Origin of the sequence: Paenalcaligenes hominis (genome assembly GCF_041359055.1) — a bacterium.
GTDB lineage: Bacteria > Pseudomonadota > Gammaproteobacteria > Burkholderiales > Burkholderiaceae_B > Paenalcaligenes > Paenalcaligenes hominis_A.
In genome coordinates, this window is record NZ_JBGJKZ010000001.1 from 258051 (window position 1) to 271698 (window position 13648).

General features: G+C 46.0%; 11 protein-coding genes. 8 read left to right on the top strand and 3 right to left on the bottom strand.

Annotated elements, in window-relative coordinates; all coding sequences use genetic code 11:
- The first annotated feature begins 188 nt into the window (after window positions 1-188).
- From ACBP46_RS01210 to ACBP46_RS01245, 8 genes are read left to right on the top strand one after another with little or no spacing between them, the layout of a single operon-like run.
- Window positions 189-1022 carry a p-hydroxycinnamoyl CoA hydratase/lyase gene (locus tag ACBP46_RS01210; RefSeq protein WP_371014911.1) on the top strand — a complete coding sequence of 278 codons (834 nt, stop codon included), beginning with the start codon at window positions 189-191 and terminating at the stop codon, window positions 1020-1022.
- 44 nt (window positions 1023-1066) lie between these two features.
- Window positions 1067-2959 carry a feruloyl-CoA synthase gene (locus ACBP46_RS01215; RefSeq protein ID WP_371014912.1) on the top strand — a complete coding sequence of 631 codons (1893 nt, stop codon included), beginning with the start codon at window positions 1067-1069 and terminating at the stop codon, window positions 2957-2959.
- Window positions 2956-3993, top strand: coding sequence for a branched-chain amino acid ABC transporter permease (locus ACBP46_RS01220; RefSeq protein ID WP_371014913.1), 1038 nt, complete (start codon window positions 2956-2958; stop codon window positions 3991-3993). The genes ACBP46_RS01215 and ACBP46_RS01220 overlap by 4 nt, the downstream gene beginning before the upstream one ends.
- Before the next feature lie 4 nt (window positions 3994-3997).
- Window positions 3998-5764, top strand: a complete 1767-nt coding sequence (locus ACBP46_RS01225; protein WP_371014914.1) for a branched-chain amino acid ABC transporter ATP-binding protein/permease — start codon at window positions 3998-4000, stop codon at window positions 5762-5764.
- Complete coding sequence (locus ACBP46_RS01230; RefSeq protein ID WP_371014915.1) at window positions 5761-6492, top strand: ABC transporter ATP-binding protein; 732 nt, start codon at window positions 5761-5763, stop codon at window positions 6490-6492. Before ACBP46_RS01225 ends, ACBP46_RS01230 begins: the two co-directional genes overlap by 4 nt.
- 37 nt (window positions 6493-6529) lie before the next feature.
- Entirely contained in the window at window positions 6530-7672 is a 1143-nt protein-coding gene (locus tag ACBP46_RS01235) for an ABC transporter substrate-binding protein (protein ID WP_371014916.1), read from the top strand.
- 13 nt (window positions 7673-7685) lie between these two features.
- Window positions 7686-9479: an acyl-CoA dehydrogenase gene (locus tag ACBP46_RS01240; RefSeq protein ID WP_371014917.1), complete on the top strand. Its 1794-nt coding sequence runs from the start codon at window positions 7686-7688 to the stop codon at window positions 9477-9479.
- Window positions 9480-9519: 40 nt separating this feature from the next.
- Window positions 9520-9993: a MarR family winged helix-turn-helix transcriptional regulator gene (locus ACBP46_RS01245; protein ID WP_371014918.1), complete on the top strand. Its 474-nt coding sequence runs from the start codon at window positions 9520-9522 to the stop codon at window positions 9991-9993.
- Between the two features lie 40 nt (window positions 9994-10033).
- On the opposite strand, the gene ACBP46_RS01250 is transcribed toward ACBP46_RS01245, so the two are convergent.
- The 3 genes from ACBP46_RS01250 to ACBP46_RS01260 are packed head-to-tail and all read right to left on the bottom strand — an operon-like array spanning window position 10034 to window position 13480.
- Window positions 10034-10768 (bottom strand): FadR/GntR family transcriptional regulator, encoded by a 735-nt coding sequence (locus ACBP46_RS01250; RefSeq protein ID WP_371014919.1) that lies wholly within the window; start codon window positions 10766-10768, stop codon window positions 10034-10036.
- Window positions 10769-10806: 38 nt separating this feature from the next.
- Window positions 10807-11703 (bottom strand): EamA family transporter, encoded by an 897-nt coding sequence (locus tag ACBP46_RS01255; protein WP_371014920.1) that lies wholly within the window; start codon window positions 11701-11703, stop codon window positions 10807-10809.
- A gap of 49 nt (window positions 11704-11752) precedes the next feature.
- The gene (locus ACBP46_RS01260) at window positions 11753-13480 is read right to left on the bottom strand and encodes an SMP-30/gluconolactonase/LRE family protein (protein WP_371014921.1); all 1728 of its coding nucleotides are present in this window, start codon (window positions 13478-13480) and stop codon (window positions 11753-11755) included.
- Window positions 13481-13648: the final 168 nt, after the last annotated feature.

Below are 13648 nucleotides of genomic sequence, written 5' to 3' on the forward strand. Positions count from 1 at the left end.
AGTAGGTAGCCCAGTCTACTTACTTATTTTGTGTAATACAAGCTTCGATTAATGCAATGAGTGGCGTTGTAAAAATAAGCGTTTTACATAGAGAGCACTACATCGTGGTATTAACCCTTATATCAGGATACCTGATTAATAGGGTATCTTATTTTTTCCTCAGGTTCCCTGATATAAGAGAGATACGCATGTCGAATTATGAAAATCGCTGGTCTACAGTACATGTAGCAGTGGAAAATAAAATTGGCTGGGTTACGTTAAACCGTCCAGAAAAACGCAATGCTATGAGTCCTACCTTAAACCGTGAAATGGCCGAGGTTTTGGATGAGCTGGAGCTAGATGACGACGTAGGGGTGGTGGTATTAACAGGCGCAGGCGAGGCCTGGACGGCAGGCATGGATTTAAAAGAGTATTTCCGTGAAACCGATGGCAAGTCTGACGTGTATCAGGAGCGCATCCGTCGTGAGTGTTCCCGTTGGCAATGGCACCAATTGCGTTTTTATAACAAACCCACTATTGCGATGGTGAATGGCTGGTGTTTTGGTGGTGGCTTTTCCCCCCTAGTGGCGTGCGATTTAGCTATTGCTGCCGATGAGGCCGTATTTGGACTATCCGAAGTGAACTGGGGAATTCCTCCGGGAAACCTAGTCAGCAAAGCTGTTGCCGATACTATGGGTCATCGCAATGCACTGTATTACATCATGACAGGTGAAACGTGGACCGGAAAACAAGCAGAGCAGATGGGCTTAGTGAATAAAAGTGTACCGCTGACAGAGCTAAAAGACGAAGTCATTCGTTTAGCCCAGTCCTTATTAGAAAAAAATCCCACCGTACTTCGTATTGCAAAACATGGTTTTAAGCGCTGTCGTGAATTGACTTGGGAGCAGGGCGAAGACTATCTCTATGCCAAAACGGACCAATCTAACCACCGCGACCAAGAACAAGGTCGTAAAGAGGGGCTAAAACAGTTTTTGGATGAGAAAAGTATCAAACCCGGTTTACAAGCCTATAAGCGCGTCTAATAAAAATAACAGCACTAAATAAAAAATCAAAGACGAGGAAGACAATGAGTACGATCAAACCGCTGGACATTACGTTTTATCGGCAGGTGGATATGTTGCAAGCAGAGCCTGTGGTACACAAAGAAGAGGATGGAATATGGCGTATGCATTTAAAGCAAGCGCTGGCATCCTATGACCGACGTATTACCGATGCCTTAGTTCGCGGCGCTACCCATTACCCAGATCGTACTTTTGTCGCTGAGCGATGCCCGGAAACCGATGCGTGGATTCGTGTCAGTTACGGGGAGATGTATGCAGCAGTGCAGCATTTGGGCCAAGCTCTACTGAATTTGGGTTTAACTGCAGAGCGTCCATTGGCCATTTTGTCTGGCAATGATATTGCTCATTTGAAATTGGCTTTGGCTGCTCAGCATGTGGGGGTACCGTATGCTCCAGTATCCACTGCGTATTCGCTGTTGGCTCGTGGTTATGATCGCTTAGCTCATGTTATGCAAATTATCACGCCGGGAGCTGTTTTTGTGTCGGATGCTCAAGCGTATGGAAAGGCCATTGCAGCAGTAGTTGCCGATGATGTGGCATTGATCGCTTGCCAAGGCACGTTTCACCGCACGAATCATACTTATGCCTTTGATGAGCTCTTAAACACAACCATAACAGAGGCTGTAGCGCAGCATTACAACGCCATTCAACCCAACACCATCGCAAAGTTTTTGTTTACCTCAGGCTCAACTAGTGCGCCCAAAGCGGTGACCACTACACATCAAATGTTGTGTGCTAACCAACAAATGCTTTTGCAAACTTTTCCCTGCTTTGGGTCAACGCCTCCGGTTTTAGTGGACTGGCTACCATGGAGCCATACCTTTGGAGGCAGTCACAATGTGGGCATTGTGCTGTCAAATGGCGGGACTTTGTATTTGGATGATGGGGTACCCACTGAAACAGGCTTTGCCCGCACCTTACGTAATTTAAAAGAAATTTCCCCTACTACTTATTTAACTGTACCTAAAGGCTGGGATGTGTTGGCTGATGCACTAGAGCAAGATGAGCAGCTGCGTGATTGTTTTTATAAAAATATGCAGTTTTTTTATTTTGCCGGGGCAGGTTTATCTGATGCGGTTTGGGAAAAATTAGATCGCCTTAGTACGCAACATTGCGGGCGTGCGATTCGCATGCTGTCGGGCTTAGGTATGACAGAGACCTCGCCTTCCAGTGTGTTTACGACGGGGCCTATGGTGGGTGCTGCGTATATAGGCTTACCTGCACCAGGTTGTGAAATCAAGCTCGTGCCTAATGAAGATAAGTTAGAAATACGCATCAAGGGGCCTCATGTGATGCCGGGCTACTGGCGTGATTCACAAGCCACTACTGCTGTATTTGACGAAGAGGGTTACTACTGCACTGGGGACGCGGTGGCTTTTTGTGATCCACAACGGCCCGAGTTAGGTTTGCGGTTTGACGGTCGTTTGGCTGAAGACTTCAAGCTCAGTACCGGAACCTTTGTCAGTGTAGGCCCTTTGCGCAGTCGCGCCATTTTGCTAGGCGCACCCTACATTTGGGATGTGGCTGTATGCGGATTGAACCAAGACGAAATTGGTTTGTTAGTGTTTTTACGTGAACACGAGACTCAAAAACTGTTGCCTGCAACAGCGCCCGTCTTGCCTTTGGCACAGCTATGTGTACAGCCGCAGGTCAAAGCGTATTTTTATGAGTTTTTACAGCGCTTGAATCAGGGTGTGGGCGGTAGTTCGCGTCGTGTTAGTTTTATACGGTTAATGGATGAAGCCCCTTCCTTAGACCATCACGAACTCACGGATAAAGGTTCATTTAATCAACGTGCTATTTTGACGCGTCGTGCTGATCTGATTGCTCGTTTGTATGCCAAAGAGGATGCAGAGCGTATTGAGTGGAGCAACATGCCTTTGGGGGAAATGGCATGAACTATGACGTCTTTATGATGTTAAGTGTGGATGCACTCACCAATGCAGCAATTTATGCGTTATTAGCCTTAGCGTTGGTGTTGGTGTTTACAGTGACCCGCGTCATCTTTTTACCCCAAGGAGAGTTCGTAGCCTTTGGGGCCTTAACCTTGATGGGACTACAAGCTGGTCATACGCCAGACACGGTGTGGTTGTTATGGGGGCTGGCTATTTTGAGCGCTTGTGCAGACGTACAGTCATGTTGGCGCAATGATGAAATGGATACGCTCTGGAAACGTTTAGCTTGGACCTTTAGTGCACCTGTCTTGGTGCTAGCGGTATTGTGGCTGTTTCCCGCAGTCGATCAGCTTTCTTTGTTCGTGCAAATTCTGCTGGCGTTGCTTATTACCTTTCCAATGGGTATTTATTTGTACCGAGTGGTCTTTCAACCCGTTGCAAACCAATCCAACTTGTTTTTGTTAATTTTAGCGATGGCAGTGCATATTGCTTTCCTAAGCCTAGGCCTGTACATGTTTGGTGCCGATGCCAATCGTACCCCCAACTTCACAGAAGGTATGGTGGAAATGCTAGGTACTTTTGTGTCGTTTCAAGCTTTATGGATTATTAGCGTTACCGTGTTGGTGATGCTTTTATTGTATGTGTTTTTTGAGAAGAGCTTTTATGGCAAAGCGTTACGTGCTACTGCTGTGAACCGTTTAGGCGCTCGTCTGGTGGGCATCCCTACCGAAATGGCGGGCAAGCTAGCATTTGGGGTGGCTGCATTTATCGGAGCCCTATGCGGTATTTTGGCCTCTCCTTTGACCTTAATTTATTACGACAGTGGTTTTTTAGCCGGCTTAAAAGGCTTCGTGGCGGCTATTTTTGGTGGCTTAATGAGTTTCCCTCTGGCTGTGGTTGGGGCAGTGGTCATTGCTTTCTTAGAAACATTTGGGGCTTTTTGGGCCAGTGCTTATAAAGAGGTCATTGTGTTCACCTTGATTATTCCTATTTTGTTGGTGCGCTCTATAGGAGCGACCCACTCTGACGAGGATTAATAGCATGCGAAGCATATTGGCATATGGTTTGGGTTTTATAGCTTTGCTGCTATTACAGACCGTGTTAACGAATTTTCAAATTACGATGCTGAACTACATTGGTTTAGCTGCGTTAGTAGCCGTTGGGTTGGTGCTGCTGACAGGTGTAGGTGCCATGACCTCGTTTGGGCAGGCGGCGTTTGTGGGTTTAGGAGCTTACACCACAGCGTATATGACCACCGTCTATGGCAGCTCACCTTGGTTAACCTTGGTGGTCGCTTTGGTTCTAGTTAGTGCATTGGCGTTGTTTTTAGGTTGGGTCACCATGAGCCTATCTAGTCAATACTTGCCGTTGGGAACCTTAGCATGGGGTATTAGCATTTATTTTTTATTTGGCAGTAGCGAAAAACTCGGTGCGCACAGCGGTATAGCAGGGATTCCAAGCATTCCATTTTTCGAATGGGAAATCCGTAGTCCAGGCTCTTTTTTAGCACTGATTTGGGCTGTATTGTTGGTGGCAATTTGGTGCAGCCAAAATATGCTGCGCTCTCGTGAAGGTCGAGCCATGCGTAGTTTGGCGAACCCTGGTATGAGTGCAGCCATGGGGATTAAAACTTCGTATTACCGTATTGTTTTGTTCTTGATAGCAGCTCAATTAGCCTGCGTATCGGGGTGGCTGTTTGCCCACATGCAGCGTTTTATTAGCCCTACGCCATTTTCACTAAATGCAGGTATTGAGTTTTTATTTATGGCGGTGCTGGGCGGTATTGGTAGTGTGTGGGGTGCTGTGCTTGGTGCCAGTGTTGTTTTATCTTTAAAGCAAATGCTACAGGAATGGCTGCCTTCTTTGATGGGAAGCACGAGCAATATCGAGGGCGTGGTCTTTGCTGTGCTTGTGGTGGTGCTATTGCATAAAGCCCGTTTTGGGTTATGGAGTTTTGTAGCCCGATTTTTACCCAAACGCTGGGTAGACAAGCCCATTGTGGTGCAAGCAGACGCTCCTGCGTTACCCACACGTACTTTGCCTCCTGCTGGTTCCGAGCTACTGCGTGTTCAAGATGTGACTAAACGCTTTGGTGGGCTGGTCGCAAATAACCAGATGAGTCTTACATTAAAAGCCGGTCAAATCACAGCGCTTATAGGTCCTAACGGCGCGGGTAAAAGTACGCTGTTTAACTGTATCTCTGGGGTATCAGCCGCTACAGAGGGGAGCATAGACTTTTTGGGGCAGCCTATTCAGCAAAAGAGCCCAAGAGAAATTGCCGCACTAGGGTTAAGTCGTACCTTTCAACACGTGCGCTTAAATCTAGAAATGACTGTGTTGGAAAATGTGGCGCTAGGCGCGCATTTACGTGGTCATAAAAATTTCGTGCAGTCCGCATGGCGCTTAGATCGAGCTGAGGAACAACAAATTCTGGCCGAAGCACAACATCAAATCGCACGCTGCGGCCTGACGCCTTATCAACACATGCGCGCTGGCGATGTGGCTTTAGGCCAGCAGCGCATTATTGAAATCGCACGCGCACTGTGTGCAGACCCCATTTTATTAATGCTAGATGAGCCTGCCGCTGGCTTGCGCCACAATGAAAAACAACAACTGGCCGAGCTATTAACGCAACTGCGTGCCGATGGGGTGGCGGTGCTGCTTGTGGAACATGATATGGACTTTTTGATGGGCATTGCGGACCAAGTGGTGGTCATGGAGTTTGGGCAATGGCTTGCCGCAGGGACTCCCGCTGAAATACAAGCGAATCCCAAAGTTCTAGAGGCCTACCTAGGAGCCGAGTTATGAGCAGCAATGAATTATTGATGGTGCAAGACCTCTGTGTCTCGTATGGCTCGGTTGAAGCGCTTCATCAAGTCAGCTTGCGACTGGGTAAAGGGCAAATAGTCAGTGTGATTGGATCAAACGGGGCAGGTAAATCCACCTTATTGACGACCTTAATGGGGCTGCTGCCTTATCAAGGACATATTCAAAGTGCGCTCATTCCCAGTAAAAGAAAGTGGCGTGTCGAGACGCTGGTGGCCCATGGGGTTGTGTTGGTGCCAGAAACCCGAGAGTTATTTGGTCAAATGAAAGTAGAAGACAACTTGGTGTTAGGGGCGTATAGCCGTTATACCCAGGGTCATCGCGATCAAGCTCAATCTTTGGACGAGGTCTATGAGTGGTTTCCGCGCCTATACGAGCGTCGTCAGCAATACGCTCACACCTTATCAGGGGGTGAGCGCCAAATGTTAGCTATTGGACGTGCTTTGATGGCTAAGCCCAGTGTGCTGATGTTGGATGAACCCAGTTTAGGTTTGGCCCCCCTCATCGTTGTAGAAATACTTGAGATTGTGCAAAAGCTACGCGATGTGGGGGTGTCCATTTTATTAGTAGAGCAAAATGCTCGAGCGGCATTACGCATTTCTGACTATGGCTATGTGTTGGAAACCGGGCGAGTGGTATTAGAGGGAGAGGCGCAAAGCCTTTTGCATAATCCCCAAGTCGTTAATAGCTACTTAGGCGTCAAAGCCTAAAAACTCAATCATAAAAAAGATCCACAAGGAGACAGCAATGAAACTAAAAAACCTACTTATCACCTTAGGTTTAAGTGGCTTACTCAGCCTAAGCCTTAATGCTGCGGCTGAGCTAGTGGTGGGCGTAAGCGTATCAGCGACTGGGCCCGCTGCAGCACTGGGTGCACCGCAACGCAATGCGGCAAGTATCATGCCGACCACCATCGCTGGCGAGCCTGTTAAAGTCATTATTTTGGATGATGCTTCTGACCCGAATGTGGCGTCCCGCAATGCACGTAACCTAGTTGAAAGCCAAGCCGATGTGATTTTAGGTGGTAGCACGGTTTCGAATGCATTTGCTATTACCGAAATAGCAGTGGAGTCTAAAACGCCTTTAATTGGCATGTCGCCCGCTAAAGTAGCGGATACGGCTAAAGCCCAGTGGGTATTTCCCGTGGCTCAGGACAATACCTTGATGGCTGCCGCGCTGATCGAGCATATGGTAGGAAATGGGGTAAAGCGTTTAGGGGTTATTGGTTTTGCAGATCCTTATGGTGACGACTGGCTTAAAGCCGTTCAAGACAATGCACAACAGCACAACATAGCGCTGACAACCATTGAGAAATACAACCGCAGCGACACCTCAGTGAATTCTCAGGTAGTTAAACTGATTGCCTCGCGGCCTGATGCCGTACTGATTTTAGCCTCAGGAACCCCCGCGGCTCTACCTCATATCGCATTAAGCGAGCGCGGCTTTAAGGGCCAAATCTATCAAACACACGGTGCTGCCGGTGCGGAGTTTCTTAAAGCCGGTGGTAAAGCCGTAGAAAGTGGCGTATTTGTTATTGGCCCCTTATTGATTAATGATTTGCTACCCGAGGATGCAGCCACTAAAGCAACAGCTACGGCCTTTATAGAGAGCTATAGCAATGAGTTTGGCCCTGCTAGTATTTCTACCTTTGCGGGCCATGTGTATGATGCCTGGGCTTTGTTAGAACAAGCTGTGCCCCAAGCCAAGACGGCAGGCGAACCGGGCACCGAAGCCTTTAGAGTCGCTTTACGTGATGCATTAGAAAAAGCAACTGAGGTGAAAGGAGTCCACGGTGTTTACAACATGAGTCCTACCGATCATTTTGGACATGATGAACGAGCCCGCTATCTAGTCCAAGTTAAAAACGGTGCGTTTGAATTAGTTGAATAAGGATGAATACGTAATGCCTGCCTATCAAGCTCCTCTGCACGACATGCGTTTTATCGCGCATTATCTTCAACAGCAAATTACTAAACATTGTGCGCCCTTGGCTGAGTTGTTCGATTTGGACTTGTTTCAGGCCATTGTGGTGGAAGCCGATCGTTTCGCCCAAGGTATGATGCAGCCTAGTAACCGCACAGCCGATGAGTTTGGTGCGGAGTTGCGTGCGGGGGTAGTGCATACTACGCCTGAATGGCATGCGCTTTATCAGCAGTTTGCAGAAAGTGGGTGGATTGGTTTGGCTTTGCCTGAGGCGCATGGCGGGCAGGGTTTACCTCGTAGCTTTGCGCGTGCTGTGTGGGAGATGTGGTACAGCACAAACTTGGCCTTTTCCATGTTGCCTCAGTTAAATGTGGCCCAAGCAGAAGCCTTAATTGCAACCGCTGATTCGCGCTGGCATCAACCGTGGCTAGAGCATATTGTGTCAGGTCGATGGGCTGCGACCATGGACTTAACCGAACCCCAAGCTGGCTCAGATTTGGCTGCCACCACAATGCGAGCTGAGCCTCAAGCTGATGGTTCATACCGCTTGTTTGGGCAAAAAATTTATATTTCGTTCGGTGAGCATGAACTAGCAGAAAATATTGTGCATCTGGTACTGGCTCGATTGCCTGATGCACCCGCTGGACACCGAGGTTTATCGTTGTTTTTAGCCCCTAAATACCTCGTTAATGAACACGGTGAGCTTGGCGCAAAAAATGATATTGTCTGTGTTTCTATTGAAGACAAGTTAGGGATTCGTGGTAGTCCAACCTGCACATTGGTGTATGGGGATAACCACGGTGCCAGTGCTTATTTGGTCGGCGAGCCCAATCATGGTTTGGCGCAAATGTTTGTAATGATGAATGAAGCGCGGCAGGCTGTGGCTTTGCAAGCCGTAGGTGTATCAGAAAAAGCCTATCAGTTGGCGCGTCAATTTGCCGGGGAGCGGGTTCAAGGAGCTGTCGTAGAGCAAAAAACAACCACTGCACTTCCTATCATGCATCACCCCGATGTAAAACGCATGTTATTGGAATTGCGTGCAACTACGTTTGCAATGCGGGCATTATGTTATAGCTTGGGCGCTTATGCTGATCAACTTGAACATGTGACGGACACAAATCAAAAAGAACGGTTAACACAATTGGTTGATGTGCTTTTACCTATCGCTAAAGGTTGGTGTACAGAAAAGGCCTCTTATAATAGTGCATTAGCCGTGCAAGTATTCGGAGGCATGGGATACGTAGAAGAAACCGGTATTGCTCAGGTTATGCGTGATGCACGTATTTTGCCTATTTTTGAAGGCACTACTGGTATTCAAGCAAAAGACTTATTAGGGCGTAAATTGCTTCGCGATCAAGGTCAAAGCGTAGAGCTGCTATTACAACAGATAGAGCGCAGCATAGCTCCTTTGGCACAGAGTCCCGTCCTAGCCGCAAGTGCAGAGCTTTTACAGCGCGCGGTAGACGCTGGACGTATTAGTGTGCACACGCTGACTACGTCACCAAGCTCTCAATACGGTCTATTTGCTGTTTCGGTGCCTTTGCTTGAGTTACTGGGTGTGTTAAGTGCAGCTTGGCAGTTAGCCCAATTGGCCGTTTTTGCTGATGAGGCTGCCATACAAGCCATAGAGGGGCGCGAGTATTGTTTAGGGGTGCAACAGTTATGGCTGTATTTTGCGACACACCACTTACCCACCGTTCATGCGCTGGCACAGGTCGTTCAGTCAGGAGGTACTGCTGTAGAGCAGGCCAGTTTTGACTGGGCATTAATTTAACTCTATTAACGATGGGTTCACAGAGCTCATTAGGAAAAGCATGAGCACATTGAGTACACCTACACCTAGTCAGGTGCAACGCGAAACCAAACCCGTTGGTATTGCTTATTTAATTGGTCGAGTCGACCATGTGTTTAAACGCGTGATGCGTGAACAACTTAAAGACTTAGGGCTAACCGTCAGCCAATATACGGCCTTGTCCTTTTTGGCTGATCAACAGTCCATGAGCAATGCTCGTTTGGCTGAGTTAGCCATGATTTCGCCCCAAAGCGCGCACGAAATGGTGCTTTCAATGGAAATAAAAGGCTGGATTACACGCGAGCCCGACGCGGCGGATAATCGTGTTGTGCAAATTGCCTTGAGCCACGCCGGACGTCAGCTACTTGCTGAAGGGGATGGGCGTGTCCGAGCCATTGAGGCTTCCATGCTTGAAGGGCTTAACGGTGACCACCTCATTGTCTTGAGGCAGACGTTGCGTTTATTTCTTGAAAATGTGAAAGCAAACAAAGAGTGAACAAGAGACGTCTTTTAAGCGACCTGAGTGGTCGCTTTTTTTAATTTTCGTTTTGAGAAAGTGTGGCTTTTAGACGTTGAATACTGTTGTTTAAATGAATTTGCATGGCACTACTTGCTAATACAGGATCCTGAGACTGTATTGCTTGATAAATATTTAAATGCTCATCGTGGACACGATTAAGATAATCAATCATCATTTTAGGGTTGTTATTTTGAATTTTAATCCTTGTTCTGGGGATGACTGCCTGACCTAAATAAGACATAAATTTTGTGAAGTATTTGTTTTTAGTTGATTTTGCTATGGCTAGGTGGAATTCAAAATCACTATCGGCAGTATTTTCTCTTTTTGAAAGAGCTAATTGAAAATTTTCTAGCGCTTGTTTCATGGCTTCAAGGTCGAGGTCAGTTCGTCTTAGAGCGGCCATGCTGGCGGCAGCAGACTCTAAGCTTTGTCGTAGTTCCAAAACATCGATGATGTCGTGGAGTGTATCCAGTGACTCGGGTGCTATTCTAAAGTTAAGGCTAGAAGGGGTGTCGAGTACAAATGAACCTATCCCATGGCGAGTTTCAATTAGGCCGTGAGCTTGTAAATGAGAAATGGCTTCTCGAACTACTGTGCGGCTAACTTGCATTTGTTCGATTAACTCGGACTCAGTAGGAAGCCTGTCCCCACGCTTCAGCCTTCCTGACTGGATCATTTCCGTCAACTCTTGAGCTACTTCTTGAGTTAGGCTTTGGGATCGACGGCGATTATTTTTCTTTTCATTAATCATGGTTTTGTTTGAGTCATGGTGGTATAAAAATTATTTGTTTAGCTATCTATACGTTTAATTGACTTATTTTTTACTGTTGAATTAAGGTAGGCTAAGCTTATGATTCCAAATAAAACTATAGCCCCTCCAAAAAGTTGATTAAGGCTAAAGGTCTGATCTAAAACTATCCATGCAAGAAATAAAGAGGTCACTGGTTCAATATTCATGGCAGGAGAGTTCGTTGCCATATTAAGTTTAGGAGCAAATACAAAAAGTCCAATAAAAGATAAGGTATAAAGAACACCTAACAGAATTAAAGCAACCCAACCTTTTTGATTATGAGGAAGTTGAGTGCTGTTTTCTACAGTCCCACTGAGTGCAAGTATGACAATAATAAATAAAACTATAGCTATAGTATAAAGACTTCGTACCGGACCAGATACTAAGCCAAGCTTATGTTCAGTAATCCAAAGGGCAAAACTAAAGCAACACGCTGCACCTAAAGCAAAACTCAAGCCCGCATACCAGTTTTTATCTAAAGTAGTGCTTTGAATCCACCATGTTGGTAAATCGAGCACCCATATAAGACCAAAAAAAATAACACCCATAATAATTAAAGAGTGCCGTGAGGGTTTTGGTCCGCCTAAAGCCCAAGTTAAAAAAGCTAAAAGAATAGGGAAGGTATTTGCTACTAACAAGGCTATGGCAACAGGAATACGTGCTACAGCAGAAAAAATGCATAAGCTTTGTAAGCAGATGAGAACACCTAAAGTGAGCTGCCATTTAGCGAGTTTTTTTGGTAAGTGTAACGAGTGTTTAGTCCATATTAAATACCAGAGCAATGTTATGAAGCTTAACCCAGCCCTAAATAGTATAGCGGCTAATAAACCAGTTCCAGCATCAAAAGCAACTCGAGCAGAAACATGATTTGCAGCAAAGCCGCTACCTAAACACAAAATAATAGCGATGGCAAGGTGACGAGGTAAAGGTGATGGAGAAGTCATTTTAGTTAAAGATACTCCAGCGTAGACCGCGTACTCCGGGGTGTAGTTCATATAAGGCTACAGCGGTTTGATCTACACTTTTGTGAGTAACGTATAACGTGCTTAATTGTTTTCCTCCGAAGCAAGCCTTAGTTGGATTAAGGGTAGGAAGGTAAATAGAGCGCTCCAATTGGCCGGAGGGTAAAAAACGATGGATCACGCCTGCTTCTATACCACAAATCCAGTACCCCCCTAAAGCATCGATTGCTGCACCATCTGGGCGTCCTTGTCCAGGTTTTAACGTAGCAAAAAGCCGTTTGTTTTTAATTTTCCCCTGAGCTAAATCATAATCAAAAATATAGATTTCACACTTACTAGGGTGAGAGTCGGATAGGTAAAGGCGATTTTGCTCTGGGTTAATGGCTAAACCATTTCCTATTTTGAGGTTTGAGTCATGACGTGTTAGCTGTTGTGGTTTTTCAGGATCCCAACAATACAAGCCACCTAAGCCTGAGTTATCTTCCTTTTGTGGTTGTTGCGAAGAAACAGTAGTGACCCAGATCCGACCTTTTGTGTCCATGATGGCGTCGTTAAGCCGCATTTTTAGAGCAGGTGGAGAAAAAGTAGCAATGGTTTTCACAGCAAGCGTGTTTTTTTCCCACTCTAACTGAGCTGTACCAATACCATTTTCTGTGCACAACCAGACTTTATTTAAATGATGAGGGTCTTCAAATACAGCTGTAAGTTTTATTTCAGACTCCCAAAAATGATGTGCTTTAGTGATGGGGTGATAACTATGCAGCCGACCCAGATCAATATCAACCCAATAAAGCTGTCCTGAACGCGGTGCCCAAGATGGGCTTTCCCCCAAACTGTTTTTATTTTCAACAGTGATCTTAGCTTCAATAGGTTGAGCAGCAGGACGAGGGTAAGGACCTAACTCCGTAAAATGTCCGCCTTGGTATTTTCGTTGAGCATGCTCTGCAGGAAGACGAGGTTGCTGCGCTATTACAGAGCTAAAAGTAGAGCTGCTGTCTTGGGGAGTAAAAGGGATAATTTCAGTGTGAGCCGAAGACCACCATGTATCAGGATTATTGGATACTCCGTAAATAATTTGGTGCTGGATATTTGGAGTTTTTAAACCTAACTGAATTAATTGAGCTAGGTCATCGTAACTGAGCCAAGTGGAGAGCATGCGGTGATCTTTAGGCTCTGGAAATGAAGAGCCAATACGGATGCTCAAGGTCTCAATACCATAACGGTCATAATAAAAAGAGGCTAAGTCCTCAGTAAACGACTTGGAAATACCGTAGTAACTATCTGGACGCTTGGGAGATTGAACATTTATTTGTTCACCTTGTTTATAAAAACCAGTGACATGATTTGAGCTAGCAAAAATAATGCGTTGAATAGAGTGTTGTCTGGCTGCTTCGTAGATATTATATGAACCTACAATATTTGCCTGAAGAATACTTTCAAATGGCGCGTCTAAAGAGATTCCGCCTAAATGAACGATGACATCGACGTTTTCGCATAGAGCATGAACCTCTTCAGCTTGGCTCAGGTCGGCAAACCTAAACTCTTCATTAGGAGAGAGTTGATGAATTGGCACAATATCGCTAACTCGTAAGCGGTGACACAATGGGGCTAATCGTGGTCTTAGTGCTTGACCTAAACCTCCAGCTGCACCAGTAAGCAATAAAGTAGATACGGGAAGCTCTCTCAGAGCTGAAGTCTCATTAGTCGTCATATGACTGCCACCTATTTAGAACATTTGAAATTCATAAATTCTGATTTTTAGAGTGTACACGGTTGATATTACGCTTCTTTTAGTGATTACCCTAGGTGATTTAAAAAAATTATGTTGTATGATGACATTTAAGTTGGCGTGGTGAACCGCTCACCCTGTTAAGAGCAA

Excerpts from the sequence above, each read along its gene's own strand:
- ACBP46_RS01210 (WP_371014911.1), top strand. The coding sequence starts at position 189 with ATGTCGAATTATGAAAATCGCTGGTCTACAGTACATGTAGCAGTGGAA.
- ACBP46_RS01215 (WP_371014912.1), top strand. The coding sequence starts at position 1,067 with ATGAGTACGATCAAACCGCTGGACATTACGTTTTATCGGCAGGTGGAT.
- ACBP46_RS01220 (WP_371014913.1), top strand. The coding sequence starts at position 2,956 with ATGAACTATGACGTCTTTATGATGTTAAGTGTGGATGCACTCACCAAT.
- ACBP46_RS01225 (WP_371014914.1), top strand. The coding sequence starts at position 3,998 with ATGCGAAGCATATTGGCATATGGTTTGGGTTTTATAGCTTTGCTGCTA.
- ACBP46_RS01230 (WP_371014915.1), top strand. The coding sequence starts at position 5,761 with ATGAGCAGCAATGAATTATTGATGGTGCAAGACCTCTGTGTCTCGTAT.
- ACBP46_RS01235 (WP_371014916.1), top strand. The coding sequence starts at position 6,530 with ATGAAACTAAAAAACCTACTTATCACCTTAGGTTTAAGTGGCTTACTC.
- ACBP46_RS01240 (WP_371014917.1), top strand. The coding sequence starts at position 7,686 with ATGCCTGCCTATCAAGCTCCTCTGCACGACATGCGTTTTATCGCGCAT.
- ACBP46_RS01245 (WP_371014918.1), top strand. The coding sequence starts at position 9,520 with ATGAGCACATTGAGTACACCTACACCTAGTCAGGTGCAACGCGAAACC.
- ACBP46_RS01250 (WP_371014919.1), bottom strand. The coding sequence starts at position 10,768 with ATGATTAATGAAAAGAAAAATAATCGCCGTCGATCCCAAAGCCTAACT.
- ACBP46_RS01260 (WP_371014921.1), bottom strand. The coding sequence starts at position 13,480 with ATGACGACTAATGAGACTTCAGCTCTGAGAGAGCTTCCCGTATCTACT.